Consider the following 11,927-nt stretch of genomic DNA (forward strand, 5'->3'; position numbering starts at 1 on the left):
TCGGCGCTCAGGGGTGGCGCGGCACCATCGCCTTGATCGCGGCGACATGATCCGCTTTACCGACCGCCAGATCGCGGGCCGCGGCCACTGGATCAGGCGTTATGCGGTCAATCAGCCCGAAGGCCAGCGCCTCGCCCGCGTCCAGCCGCGCGCCCCCGGCCAGGACCAACTTCGTCCGTGCGGGACCGATCAGACGCGCCATGCGAATCGGGTCGGACGGTTGCGGCAGGAAACCGAGCTTGGCCACCGGGTAGAAAAACGACGCCCCCGGCACCGACAGACGGATATCGCAGGCCAGCGCCATACCGAAGGCCCCGCCCGCGAGCGTCCCGTTAAGCGCGGCGACCGTTAGGCAGGGCACCTGCTCAACAACCCCGGAAAGCTGTTCCCAGAGCGGCGATGTCGCCAGGCCGGCGCGCGCCTCCTCCAGGTCGGCCCCGGCGCTGAAGACCTTGTCGCCCGTCGCAGTCAGGACCAGCAGACGAAGGTCGCCTGCATCCCGCACAGCACCGATCAGGTCGGCCAACATCCCGGCGGTCAAGGAATTGGCCTTGTCCGCACGATCAATCGTCAACGTCAGAATGTCGCCGTCCCGGTCGGACCGGATCATGCCAGTCCGATCCGCTGCCGGATGTCCGGGTCGCGCAGGGACACCTCGGTGCCCTTCAGGTCATCCGCTTGCGCGCTGCACATCCAGACCAGCGCGTCGGCCACCCACTCGGGCGGGATGTGGTCCTCCCATTCCAGCGCGGCCACGGGACCGACACCGGAGGCTTTGATGTCACGCTGCATCTGCGTGGCGACGGTGCCCGGCGACAGGCCCATGATCCGCAGCGTCTCTCCATGTTCGACGTGGGCCGCCTCGGTCAGCATCTTTGCCCCGGCCTTTGATGTGCAATAGGCCGACCACCCGGCCAGGGCGCGATGCGCCGCTCCCGAACTGATGGTTATGATCGTGCCAGCGCCCTGCGCCTGCATGATCGGCAGGGCCGCGCGCATTCCGTGGAAGACGCCCTTTATGTTTACGTCGATGACAGTGTTCCAGCCGTCCACGTCCACCTCGGCCAACGGGGTGATCGGCTCGATGATGCCGGCGTTGTTGATGACCACGTCCAGCGACCCGAAGGTCTCGACCGTGGCGTCGACGGCGCGGGCCATCTCCGTCCAGTTGGACACATCGCACGGAATGGCGAGCGCGGCGTCGCCGATTTCTCCGGCCAGGTCGGCGATATCTCCGGTGCTGCGCGACAACAGGGCGACTCGCGCGCCCTTGGCGGCAAAGGCACGGGCGGCGGCGGCACCGATCCCGCGCGAGGCCCCGGTGATCAATACGGTTTTGTTGGTAAGGTCGGTCATGGCGTTCCTTCGGTTGACCCCTGCGGCGAGGTCCGGTTTGGTGTTTCGGGACATTGTTAAAGGAACCGACCCGATGCCGAAACAGACGTTTGCCCTCACAAGGCTGGCTGGGGCCGCAGCCTTGCTCTTGGCCACCGCGCCCGCCGCGTGGGCGGAATTACAGGCTCCGACACTCTGGCAGGATTGGCAGGATCTCTACAATCGCCTCGGCGGGACGCTCGGCTCGCAATCCGCCGAGTATTCCAATGGTAAACTCGTTCTGGAGGGTTTGAATTACCGCACCGAGATGGGCGGCGTTGTCAGCAGGACCGATTTCGGCTCAGTCACCATGATCGAGCAGCCGGACGGCAGCGTCGTCATCGAGGTACCGACCGAATCGGTGGCCCAGACCAGCAGCATTGCCGATGGGGCCCAGATCGATCAATCCATTACGACGCGGCATCAGAACCTTTCAATCGTCGCGCGTGACGAGGGAGAAGGGCGTGTCTATGACATCGCCGCCGATACGATCACGATCGAAGTGGACAGCATCGTCACCGAGGGCGATCAGGCAGGAGAGCCGTACACAGTCACGATGCGCATGGCCGGGGCGGAGAGCGAATATCGCTCGGGACTTGGAGCGGACGGCGACGGGTTTGCCCAGACGTCGCGTTTCGATGGCCTCGATATCGCGTCGAATTACTCCGACTCCGGCGACGAGTTCAATTTCACCTATGTCTTAACCGGCGTCACGTCGGATTTCGAAGGCACCTTCGGGGGTATCCCGGCAGGCCCCGTCAAAGGCCTGTCCGACATGAACATCACCTATGACGGGACAATCGGTCACAGCGGCAGCACCCTGAGCATGGTCGGTCTGGCACCGGGTGGCCCACTTGATGTCTCGGGCACGTCGCAGGGCGGCGCGATGGCGCTGAACCTGGGCGAAGAAAGCCTCGGCTATTCAATCTCCTCGACGGGCGGCAAATTCAGCGCGCTTGTGCCGGGGTTTCCGGTGCCGATCAATATATCGATGGCCGAAGTCGGCAGTGCGCTGACCCTGCCCTTCGGCGAACCGGGCGTTGAAAAACCCTTCGGCCTTCAGATAAGCCTGCGCGATCTTGTGCTGGACGACACACTCTGGGGCATGTTCGATCCGACCGGGCAACTGCCGCGTGACCCGGCGACGCTGGTCCTCGACATGGACGGCAGCGCGGTGATGAACATCGACGTCTTCGGCGACCCCGAGGCAGTCGCCGGAATGGCGGAATCCCCGGGCAACCTGAAGACGTTGACCCTGAACCAGCTTCTGCTGAACATCGCAGGTGCGGAACTGCGCGGCAGCGGCGACCTTGACTTCCCCACCGAGACGCCGATCCCCGAACCAGTCGGCACGATCGAATTGGCCTTGGATGGGGGGTTCACACTGATCGACAAGATCGTGGCCCTTGGCTTCATTCCCGCCCAGCAAGCCGCCTTCGTAAAGGGCATGGCCGGCGCGATCACGCGGCCCGTGGGCGACGACCAACTGGAGTCGACCATCGAGTTCACGCCCGGCGGCGGAATTTCGGCCAACGGGATGCCGCTGAAGTAGGCATCGACAGCGAATGCGGGCACCCCGTGGGGAAGCGGGGTGCCTTTTGATTGGTGCGGATTGGCGCACGACCTTGTTCCCATGGAGCCGCAGGGCTACCTGAGCAGGACAAACGAGGTGCCCGATGACCGATCTTTCCAATCTGACCGAGGCTCTGCTGCACGCCGCCAGGAAGGCCGGGGCCGAAGCGGCGGATGCGCTCGCCGTCGACGGCACATCGGTCTCGATCGACGTCCTCAAGGGCAAGCTGGAACATGCGGAACGATCCGAAGGCGTCGAGATCGGCTTGCGTGTTCTTCTAGGCAAGCGGCAGGCCTGCGTCTCCGCGTCGGACACCAAGCTCGAAACGCTGACAATGATGGCCGAACGCGCCGTGGCAATGGCGCGCGAAGCCCCCGAAGATCCGTATTGCGGCCTGGCCGATCCGGACCAGCTGGCGCGCGACTGGGACATTGCCGCGTTGGATCTGGTGGATGACAGCCCCGCGCTTTCCCCGTCCGAGTTGCAGGACATGGCGACCCGCGCCGAGGCCGCCGCACTGGCCGTCGACGGCGTCAGCCAGGTGTCCGGCGCGGGCGCGGGCTACGGTGATCGGCGCATTCACCTCGCCGCGACAAATGGCTTCCAGGGTGGGTATCGTCGGACTGGCACGTCCCTGTCCTGCGTCGCGATCACGGGTTCGGGCACGGGGATGGAGCGTGAATACTACGGCGACAGCCGCATCCACCGTGCCGACATGGACAGCCCCGAAACCGTGGGCCGCATTGCCGGGGAGAGGACCGTGGCGCGCGCAGGCTCAAGCAAGCCGCCGACCGGGGCTTTCCCGGTTATCTATGACGAGCGCGTGGCGGGACAGTTGATCGGGCACTTGCTGGGGGCCGTCAGCGGGTCCGCCGTGGCGCGGGGGGCAACCTATCTGCGCGATGCGATGGGCGAGGCGGTGCTGCCGGCGGACCTGTCTCTGGTGGAAGACCCGCTGATGCCGCGAATATCGGGGTCGCGGCCGTTCGACGGAGAGGGCCTGCCGGTCGCTGTGCGCGACATCGTACGTGATGGGATATTGCAAAGCTGGACACTGGACCTCGCCACGGGGCGCAAGCTGGGCCTTCCCAGCACCGGCAACGGCGCGCGCGGAACCTCCTCACCGCCGTCACCCTCGGTCACCAATGTGCGCCTGACGCCGGGCGGCATGACGCGCGATCAGTTGCTGGCCGAGATGGGGACGGGCTTGCTCATCACCTCGATGATCGGTTCCTCCATCAATGCCACGACCGGAGATTATTCGCGCGGGGCGTCTGGCTTCTGGGTCGAGAACGGTGAGATCGTGCGTCCGGTCAACGAATGCACCGTGGCCGGCAACCTGCGCGAAATGCTGCTGTCGATCCGGCCCGCGAACGACGCGCGGCTGCACGTCGGACGGCAGGTGCCCTCGCTGCTGGTCGAGGGGCTGACGATTGCCGGGGGCTGACCTGACGGCGGATCTGGCGTTGTTGCGGGACGCGGCGCTGGCGGCCGGGCAAATCGCGCGGCGACACTTCGGCAACGGCCCCGAAACCTGGGACAAGGGCGACGGACAGGGGCCCGTTACCGAGGCCGACTTGGAGATCGACGCGATGCTCAAGACGGACCTCTGCGCAGCCCGCCCGGATCACGGCTGGATGTCGGAAGAGACGGCCGACGGCCCAGACCGACTGTCGCGTGACAAGGTTTTCATAATCGACCCCATTGACGGCACACGCGCCTTCATAGACGGGTCTAAATCTTTCAGCCATTCACTTGCCATCGTAGAAAGCGGCACCCCGGTGGCCGCCGCGATCCACTTGCCGATGCTGGACCTGACCTATCTGGCCGCGCGGGGCCAGGGCGCGACCTTGAACGGCCTGCCCATCGCACCAACCGGACGCGACGATCTGAAGGACGCGACGGTCCTGGGGGCTAAGTCAAACTTTGCGGACGAACGCTGGAAGGGCGGGTGCCCCCCTGTGCAGCGGACTTTCCGGTCCTCTCTCGCCTACCGCCTGGCGCTGGTGGCGGAAGGCCGCTTTGACGCTATGATCACTCTGCGGATGGCATGGGAGTGGGATATCGCCGCCGGAGCCCTGATCGTGTCCGAGGCGGGGGGCCGAATCGCGAACCGCTGGGGCGAAGCCCTGCTCTTCAACAACCCCCACCCACAGCTTGACGGCGTGGTCGCGGGAACGCCGGTCGTTGCCGATGCCCTGCTTCATCGCATCGTCTGAGGTTTCCGACGCAGGTCGGACGCGCTAACAGGCACAAATACAAACCAACAGGAGGCCCAGATGGTCCAACGCCTGCATCTTGTTTTCGGTGGGGAACTGGTAAACCCCAGCTCCACCCAATTCGCGGATGTCGACAATATCGATATCGTCGGCATGTATCCCGATTACGCCAGCGCCTATGACGCCTGGAAAGGCGCGGCGCAGCGCACGGTGGACGACGCCCACGCCCGTTATTTCATTGCGCATATCCATCGGCTGCGTGACGAGGAATCCCCCGCCTCCCCCACCGAGGAGCTGGGCTGACATCATGCCTCGGTCTGCTCTGCTCGGCATGTATCTGACGCTCACGGCCTGGCCCGCCTTCGGGGAATGGATCCTTCGCAGGCGCCTGGCGCGCGGAAAAGAACATCCCGTCCGGCTGGACGAGCGGCGGGGCGTCGCTTCGGTTCCCCGCCCCGAAGGCCCGTTGATGTGGCTGCATGCCGCCAGCGTAGGCGAGAGTGTCTCTCTGCTGGAGATGATCCGCCGCATGGGCGATGAGTGGCCCGAACTGTCGTTTCTTGTCACGACCGGAACCATCACGTCTGCGCAGGTCCTGGCCGGGCGATTGCCGGCGCATTGTATCCATCAGTTCGTGCCACTCGACATCCGGCCCTGGATGCAGCGCTTTCTCGACCATTGGACGCCCGATCTGGTCGTCCTGTCGGAGGGGGAAATCTGGCCCACGTTGCTGACCGAGGTCGGCACGCGCAAGATCCCTGTGGCCATGATAAACGCACGCATGACGGAGAGGGCTTTCCGTCGCTGGCGCTTTGCTCCGGGTGCCGCGCGGGCGATGATGGCAAGACTCGATCATGTTCAGGCGCAGGACCAGGCGACCGCTGACAGGCTGCTTACACTCGGCTTGGCCCCCGACCGACTGGAAGTGACTGGAACACTCAAGGAAGGTTCTGCCGCCTTGCCGCATGACGAAGCGGAGCGTCAAAAGATGGCGCAGGTGCTGGCGGGACGCCCTTCGTGGTTTGCCGCTTCCACCCACGAAGGGGAAGAAATCCTCGCTGCCCAAGCGCACAAGCAGGCGCTGCGATCCTGGCACAAGCTGTTGCTGGTGATCGCGCCGCGCCATCCGGAGCGTGCGCCGGGCATTGTCGCCGGGCTGCGCGCCAGCGGCTGGAAGGTCGCGCAACGCTCGGCCGGGGAAGAGATTACCTCCGATATCCAGATCTACGTTGCCGATACCATGGGCGAGATGGGGCTCTGGTATCGCCTGTGTTCAGTCAGCTTCGTCGGCGGATCGCTGGTGGAGATCGGCGGGCACAATCCGTTCGAACCCGCCGCTCTTGGAAGCGCGATCCTGCATGGACCGCACTTGGTGAACTTCCAGGATATCTACGCCCGGCTGGAAGCGGCCGACGCCACCCGCCAGGTCACGGCCGCCACGCTTGGCGACGCGGTGGTGACAACATTGGAGCCGGATGCGGCGGCGCGCATGGCCCATGCGGCTTGGGGCGTCTGTTCCGAAGGGGCCGACGTTACCGAAAGGGCAATGGACCTGCTTCTTGCTATGCTGGACGACGTGGACTGATGCGCGCGCCGGGCTTCTGGTCGCGCGAGCCCGGCCTGGCGTCTATGCTTCTGGCCCCGCTGGGCGCGCTTTATGCCGCCGGAACCGCCCGTCGCGTTGCGCAGCCGGGCCTGCGCCTGGAGGTACCGGTAATCTGCGTCGGCAACCTGACGGCTGGCGGCACGGGCAAGACGCCAACAGTCATCGCCTTGGCCGAACGGCTGTGCAACAGGGGGATCTCGGCGCATATCGTCTCGCGCGGGTACGGCGGCACGATTATCGCCCCTACGCGCGTCGATCCGCAGGTGCATACCGCCGAACAAACGGGGGACGAGCCGCTACTGCTGTCCGCCTTTGCCCCCACATGGGTCGCCCGCGACCGGGCCGCGGGCGCACGTGCCGCCGTCGCCGCCGGCGCGCAGACGATCCTGCTGGACGACGGTTTCCAGAACCCGGCGCTGGTCAAGGACATCTCCATCATTGTCGTCGATGCGGGTGCGGGCTTTGGCAACGGGCGCGTCATCCCGGCAGGACCGTTGCGCGAACCGGTGGCAACCGGATTGGCGCGCGCCGATTTTGTGCTAACCATCGGAAACGAACAGGTGGACCTGCCCGCAACGCCCCCGCGTCTGACCGGGCACCTTGCGCCATTGCAGACCGGTATGGACTGGCAAGACCTCCCCGTCTTCGCCTTCGCGGGGATCGGGCGGCCGGAGAAGTTTTTCGAGACACTGCGCACGCTGGGTGCGGACCTGCGCGGGACCGAAGCTCTGGCGGATCATCAGCCCCTGACCCCCGCGCTGTTGAAACGCCTCGGGGAGCGGGCCGCCAAACTCTCCGCCCAGCCGGTGACGACCGAAAAGGACGCAGTGCGCCTACCCGCGAACCTTCGGGGTCAGGTCATGACGGTGCCGGTGCGACTGCAACTCGACGATTGGAGCCCGCTCGATGGCGCACTCGCCTCGATGAAGTTCTGACTCCCCCCGGACGTGCAAACGGACCGATCGCCAAGAACGACCGGCCCGCGTGTGATGGTGTTGCGGCGTTCCTCAAAGGCGACGCGTGCGCTGTTTCAGCTAGCCTCGTCGATCAGCGCGCCAATCTGGCCCAAGCTCATGTTGCCCGTATGCATGTCGCCGTTGATCAGGAAAGACGGCGTGGACCGGACGTTGTCCGATGCCGCATTGCTCTCATACCACGCAACCAGGCTCTGGGCCGCATCGGCATCCTGAAGGCAGGCATCCACCGCTTCCTGCGACAGACCAGCCTGCGCGCCGATCCGCTTCAGGCTTTCCGCGACGGATGCCGCATCGCCCTGGCGCGCCCATTGGCTTTGGGTCTGGTACAGGATGTCGGCCACACCGAAATAGCGGTCAGTACCGGCGCAGCGCGCGATCATCGCCGCCCAGAGGCCGTAACGGTCGAAAAATACCTCGCGGTAGGTGAAGTGCACCTTGTTTGTGTCGATGTACTCGGCCTTGAACGCCTTGAAGGTTTCATTGTGGAACGCTGCGCAGTGCGGGCAGGTATAGCTGGCATACTCCACCACCTTCACCGGCGCATTCAGGTCGCCCAGCGTCACGTCCTCGATCGGCGAATTACCCTGCGCGTTGGCTGCGCCAAGGTCGGCCAGACCGGCGGCATCCCCAGTTCGGGTGTCGCGCAGTAGGGTGAAGCCGCCGCCGGCGAGAAGTCCAATCCCGCCAAGGGTCAGGGCTTTGCGTCGTGTTATCATCAAGATTCTCCGTCTTTGGCCCTCAGGCCCTCTGTTTCGATATGATATTGGCGGCCAGCCGTTCAAGCGACTGTCGCAGCCCCTCGTCGCCGACGTCTGCGGTTTTCTGACGGGCTTCGGCTACTGCCTCCGGGCCGGGTTCGGCCCTGACCTTCGCGCGGGGTGCGAATTCGGCCTGTCCTTCGGCAAAGCCCGTGGGTGCCGTTTGCGTGATGTCGATGCGACTGATGGCGGAATAGCCATAACAGGCGTTCACCCGCTCCATGATCCGGGGCAGGCGCATTTGCAACATCGGGGCCTGCGCCCCGGTCGTCAGCAGGGTCAGGATCGCACCGAAGCCGTTGCGCGGAAAGCCGACCTTGACCGGACGACAGATCGCCGCGGTTTCCGGACCGGCGATCTCCTCCCAGTGGGTCAGAAGGCGCGTTTCGGTGAAGCCGCGTTTCTCGCCCATGCGCTTGATGTCCCGCTCGACCAAGGTCGAGACGCGGCGCGCGGATTTACGAAAACGGGTCATGGGTTCGGGGTTTCTCCTGTCTGACGTTCACCCTACATCACGGACCACGTCTGGGAACAGGGAGCATTCTCACCAATGCGTGATGATCGAAGCGAAGCGTTGCGCGATTGGTATGGGCGTCAGGCCCGTGCCCTGCCCTGGCGCATCCCGCCCGGATCAGACGCGATGCCGGACCCCTACCGGATCTGGCTGTCGGAGGTCATGCTGCAACAGACCACCGTAGCGGCGGTGAAGGCGTACTTCGCGACATTCACGACGACCTGGCCCACCGTACATGATCTCGCCGCGGCAGATGACGCGGCCGTCATGGCCGCATGGGCGGGGTTGGGCTACTACGCCCGCGCCCGGAACCTTTTGAAATGCGCGCGTGCGGTGGTGGCGGATCATGACGGGGTATTTCCCCGGACCGAGGCCGACCTTCTGACCCTGCACGGCATCGGCCCCTATACCGCCGCCGCCATCGCCGCGATCGCATTCCAGAGCCGCGCCGTCGTCGTCGACGGCAACGTGGAGCGGGTGATGACCCGCCTGGGCGCGATTGAAACACCCCTGCCCGGTGCCAAGCCCGAGATCCGGGCCCTGGCCGACACGCTGACGCCTGATACGCGCCCCGGCGACCACGCGCAGGCGGTGATGGACCTGGGGGCCACGATCTGTACGCCGAAATCGCCTGCCTGCGTGCTGTGCCCGCTGCGCGACCACTGCGATGGGCGCAAGGCCGGCATCGCCGAGAGCCTGCCGCGCAAGGCCCCCAAGATCCCCAAACCGGAACGACGCGGCTATGTCTATGTCGCGCGCCGGGGCGCGCAGTGCCTTTTGGAGACGCGACCGGCCAAGGGCCTGCTGGGCGGGATGCTGGCCTTTCCGACCTCGGACTGGTCCGACACGCCGATCCCCGCGGCACCCTTCGATGCCCGCTGGAAGGACGCCGGAGAGGTGCGCCACACCTTTACCCATTTTCACCTGACGCTGCGGGTCCTGACAACGACCCAGGGCGGCAACCCTGACCGGGGCGAATGGGCACCACTGGACCCCAAGGCCCTGCCGACGGTTTTCGCCAAGGCCTGGCGGCAGGCTTTCCCGGACACCTGACGCGGCGATTGCGCACGGGCGCTTGAGCGAGGGGCATTGCCTGCCCTATCGTGTGCAAAACCACGGGAACGACCGCGAATGACCCTTACGAAAATCCCTGACGCACAGGTGCGAAGGCCCTTGGCTGCGCTTCCCTTCTGGGTCTCGCTGACGCTGATCCCCATCGTGGTTGTCGGTGCCCTTCAGGGCGGTCTCTGGGTGGTGCTGATGCCGGTCTACGGATGGGGGCTCTATTCCATCCTCGACGCGCTTGCGGGACTGGAGGAGGGCAATGCGAACCCCGACATGGAGCGCACGGGGCTTGGGTGGTACCGCGCGATCACCCTGATCTGGGCCCCGGTGCAATTCGTCACCCTGTTCTGGCTGATCTGGTACGTAACGCGGGCCGATCACCTGTCCCCGCTGGAAATGTGGGCGCTGTTCTTCGGAATGGGCGTTGCCTCCGGCACGGTGGGCATCAACTACGCGCACGAGCTGATGCACCAAAAGCCGCGACTGGACTGCTGGTTAGCGGATATCCTTCTGGCGATGGTGCTATACTCGCACTTTCGGTCGGAACATCTGTTGGTGCACCACCGCTACGTGGGCACGCCGCGCGACCCGGTGACGGCGCGCTACAACGAAGGGTTCCACCGCTACTTTGGCCGCGTCCTGTGGCAGTGCTTCATATCAGCGTTCCGCGCGGAAAAGGCGATGCTGGCGCGCAAGAGGCTACCCGCGAGGGACCTGTCCAACCCGTTCTGGCGCTATGCCGCGTTACAGGCGGGGTTCGTGCTATTGGCCATTGCCTTGGGTGGCTGGGTCGGGCTGATCCTGTTCCTGGTTCAGGCCTTTACGGCGATCTGGCAGCTGGAGTTGGTCAATTACATCGAACACTACGGCATGACGCGCCGCCACCTTGGCGATGGGAAGTACGAGCCGGTCCGCCCGCATCATTCGTGGAACTCCGCGCAAAAGGCATCGAACTGGCTGCTGATCAACCTGCAACGCCACTCCGACCACCACTACAAGCCGGATCGGCCTTTCCCCCTGCTTCAGACCTACGACGCTGCGCAGGCCCCGCAACTGCCTGCCGGATATCCGGTGATGACGGCGGCGGCGATGGTGCCCCCGCTCTGGCGTCGGATGATGAACCCCAGGGTCCGGGCCTGGCGCAAGCAGCATTATCCGGACATCAAGGATTGGTCGGCCTACAAAGCGGGTACGACGCCCTTGCCGCGCTAGCGCCGGGGTTGACGGATCAGTCGCCAGATGTAGATGCCAACGACCGCGCCCAGCGTGACCCAGCCGATCGGATCGATCCAGCCCGCAATCCGGGCGTATTGCGACTGGAGGATAAAACCAAAGATGGCCAGTCCACCGATCCAGACGAGCGATCCGAGCGTCGAATAGACCAGAAAGCGCATTAGCGGCATACGCGCGACACCGGCGGGCACCGATATCAACGTGCGGAACCCGGGCAGGAAACGCCCGATCAGGACCCCCCAATGGCCCTGCTTCTTAAACCAGGCATTGACGGCATCCACGTCGCGCCCCGACAGGGTCAGCCAGCGACCGTGCCGATCTGCCCAGTCGCGCAGCCGGTCGATGCCGACCCACAGGCCGATGTAGTACCAGAACGTGGCCCCCGCGACGGACCCGATCGTGCCGAAGACGATAACCAACGGCAGCGAGAACCGCCCCTCCGCCGAAAGGAACCCGCCCAGCGACATGACAATCTCCGAAGGAATCGGCGGGAAGACGTTTTCGATCAGCATCAGGAACGCCAACCCGAGGTAGCCGCCAGCCGCCATCATGTCTGTGATCCACTCAAACATGCGCAGTCTTCCTTGCTCTGGAAATGTACCGACGCG

Annotated in this window: 13 protein-coding genes; 8 read left to right on the forward strand and 5 right to left on the reverse strand. The window is 65.1% G+C overall.

Annotated features, from left to right (window positions below):
* Positions 1-7: 7 nt before the first annotated feature.
* On the reverse strand, positions 8-610 hold the full coding sequence (locus BLV27_RS00650) for an enoyl-CoA hydratase/isomerase family protein (RefSeq protein ID WP_092640742.1): 603 nt from the start codon (positions 608-610) through the stop codon (positions 8-10).
* Positions 607-1,356 carry an SDR family oxidoreductase gene (locus tag BLV27_RS00655; RefSeq protein ID WP_092640745.1) on the reverse strand — a complete coding sequence of 250 codons (750 nt, stop codon included), beginning with the start codon at positions 1,354-1,356 and terminating at the stop codon, positions 607-609. Before BLV27_RS00655 ends, BLV27_RS00650 begins: the two co-directional genes overlap by 4 nt.
* A 73-nt stretch (positions 1,357-1,429) precedes the next feature.
* On the opposite strand from BLV27_RS00655, the gene BLV27_RS00660 reads away from it, so the two are divergent.
* The 6 genes from BLV27_RS00660 to lpxK all read left to right on the forward strand — a co-directional run bounded on the left by BLV27_RS00660 (position 1,430) and on the right by lpxK (position 7,707).
* Complete coding sequence (locus BLV27_RS00660) at positions 1,430-2,926, forward strand: hypothetical protein (RefSeq protein WP_092640748.1); 1,497 nt, start codon at positions 1,430-1,432, stop codon at positions 2,924-2,926.
* Positions 2,927-3,050: 124 nt separating this feature from the next.
* Entirely contained in the window at positions 3,051-4,394 is a 1,344-nt protein-coding gene (locus tag BLV27_RS00665) for a TldD/PmbA family protein (RefSeq protein WP_092640751.1), read from the forward strand.
* Positions 4,381-5,166 (forward strand): inositol monophosphatase family protein, encoded by a 786-nt coding sequence (locus tag BLV27_RS00670; protein ID WP_092640755.1) that lies wholly within the window; start codon positions 4,381-4,383, stop codon positions 5,164-5,166. The genes BLV27_RS00665 and BLV27_RS00670 overlap by 14 nt, the downstream gene beginning before the upstream one ends.
* Positions 5,167-5,226: 60 nt before the next feature.
* Positions 5,227-5,469 (forward strand): DUF4170 domain-containing protein, encoded by a 243-nt coding sequence (locus tag BLV27_RS00675; RefSeq protein ID WP_092640758.1) that lies wholly within the window; start codon positions 5,227-5,229, stop codon positions 5,467-5,469.
* A 28-nt stretch (positions 5,470-5,497) separates the two neighbouring features.
* A complete protein-coding gene (locus BLV27_RS00680; RefSeq protein ID WP_244504492.1) occupies positions 5,498-6,751 on the forward strand; it encodes a 3-deoxy-D-manno-octulosonic acid transferase in 1,254 nt (417 codons plus the stop codon).
* Positions 6,751-7,707: a tetraacyldisaccharide 4'-kinase gene (gene lpxK, locus BLV27_RS00685; protein WP_092640763.1), complete on the forward strand. Its 957-nt coding sequence runs from the start codon at positions 6,751-6,753 to the stop codon at positions 7,705-7,707. The genes BLV27_RS00680 and lpxK overlap by 1 nt, the downstream gene beginning before the upstream one ends.
* 95 nt (positions 7,708-7,802) lie before the next feature.
* Here lpxK and BLV27_RS00690 read toward each other — a convergent pair whose 3' ends face one another.
* Both BLV27_RS00690 and BLV27_RS00695 read right to left on the reverse strand, forming a co-directional pair.
* Complete coding sequence (locus BLV27_RS00690; protein WP_092640766.1) at positions 7,803-8,465, reverse strand: DsbA family protein; 663 nt, start codon at positions 8,463-8,465, stop codon at positions 7,803-7,805.
* Positions 8,466-8,487: 22 nt separating this feature from the next.
* Positions 8,488-8,982: a DUF721 domain-containing protein gene (locus tag BLV27_RS00695; protein ID WP_092640769.1), complete on the reverse strand. Its 495-nt coding sequence runs from the start codon at positions 8,980-8,982 to the stop codon at positions 8,488-8,490.
* Between the two features lie 75 nt (positions 8,983-9,057).
* Here BLV27_RS00695 and BLV27_RS00700 point away from each other — a divergent pair, with 75 nt between their 5' ends.
* Both BLV27_RS00700 and BLV27_RS00705 read left to right on the forward strand, forming a co-directional pair.
* Entirely contained in the window at positions 9,058-10,074 is a 1,017-nt protein-coding gene (locus tag BLV27_RS00700; protein ID WP_092640772.1) for an A/G-specific adenine glycosylase, read from the forward strand.
* A 78-nt stretch (positions 10,075-10,152) separates the two neighbouring features.
* On the forward strand, positions 10,153-11,298 hold the full coding sequence (locus tag BLV27_RS00705) for an alkane 1-monooxygenase (RefSeq protein WP_092640777.1): 1,146 nt from the start codon (positions 10,153-10,155) through the stop codon (positions 11,296-11,298).
* Here BLV27_RS00705 and BLV27_RS00710 read toward each other — a convergent pair.
* Complete coding sequence (locus BLV27_RS00710; protein ID WP_092640780.1) at positions 11,295-11,891, reverse strand: DedA family protein; 597 nt, start codon at positions 11,889-11,891, stop codon at positions 11,295-11,297. The two genes, BLV27_RS00705 and BLV27_RS00710, sit on opposite strands and share 4 nt — an antisense overlap.
* Positions 11,892-11,927 lie beyond the last annotated feature (36 nt).

The sequence above is a fragment of the Jannaschia faecimaris genome, from assembly GCF_900107415.1.
Taxonomy (GTDB): Bacteria; Pseudomonadota; Alphaproteobacteria; order Rhodobacterales; family Rhodobacteraceae; genus Jannaschia; species Jannaschia faecimaris.

Coding starts and splice junctions, on each gene's coding strand:
- BLV27_RS00655 (WP_092640745.1), bottom strand. CDS start 1,356: ATGACCGACCTTACCAACAAAACCGTATTGATCACCGGGGCCTCGCGC.
- BLV27_RS00710 (WP_092640780.1), bottom strand. CDS start 11,891: ATGTTTGAGTGGATCACAGACATGATGGCGGCTGGCGGCTACCTCGGG.
- BLV27_RS00675 (WP_092640758.1), top strand. CDS start 5,227: ATGGTCCAACGCCTGCATCTTGTTTTCGGTGGGGAACTGGTAAACCCC.
- BLV27_RS00700 (WP_092640772.1), top strand. CDS start 9,058: ATGCGTGATGATCGAAGCGAAGCGTTGCGCGATTGGTATGGGCGTCAG.
- BLV27_RS00690 (WP_092640766.1), bottom strand. CDS start 8,465: ATGATAACACGACGCAAAGCCCTGACCCTTGGCGGGATTGGACTTCTC.
- BLV27_RS00695 (WP_092640769.1), bottom strand. CDS start 8,982: ATGACCCGTTTTCGTAAATCCGCGCGCCGCGTCTCGACCTTGGTCGAG.
- BLV27_RS00705 (WP_092640777.1), top strand. CDS start 10,153: ATGACCCTTACGAAAATCCCTGACGCACAGGTGCGAAGGCCCTTGGCT.
- BLV27_RS00665 (WP_092640751.1), top strand. CDS start 3,051: ATGACCGATCTTTCCAATCTGACCGAGGCTCTGCTGCACGCCGCCAGG.
- BLV27_RS00660 (WP_092640748.1), top strand. CDS start 1,430: ATGCCGAAACAGACGTTTGCCCTCACAAGGCTGGCTGGGGCCGCAGCC.
- BLV27_RS00680 (WP_244504492.1), top strand. CDS start 5,498: ATGTATCTGACGCTCACGGCCTGGCCCGCCTTCGGGGAATGGATCCTT.
- BLV27_RS00650 (WP_092640742.1), bottom strand. CDS start 610: ATGATCCGGTCCGACCGGGACGGCGACATTCTGACGTTGACGATTGAT.
- lpxK (WP_092640763.1), top strand. CDS start 6,751: ATGCGCGCGCCGGGCTTCTGGTCGCGCGAGCCCGGCCTGGCGTCTATG.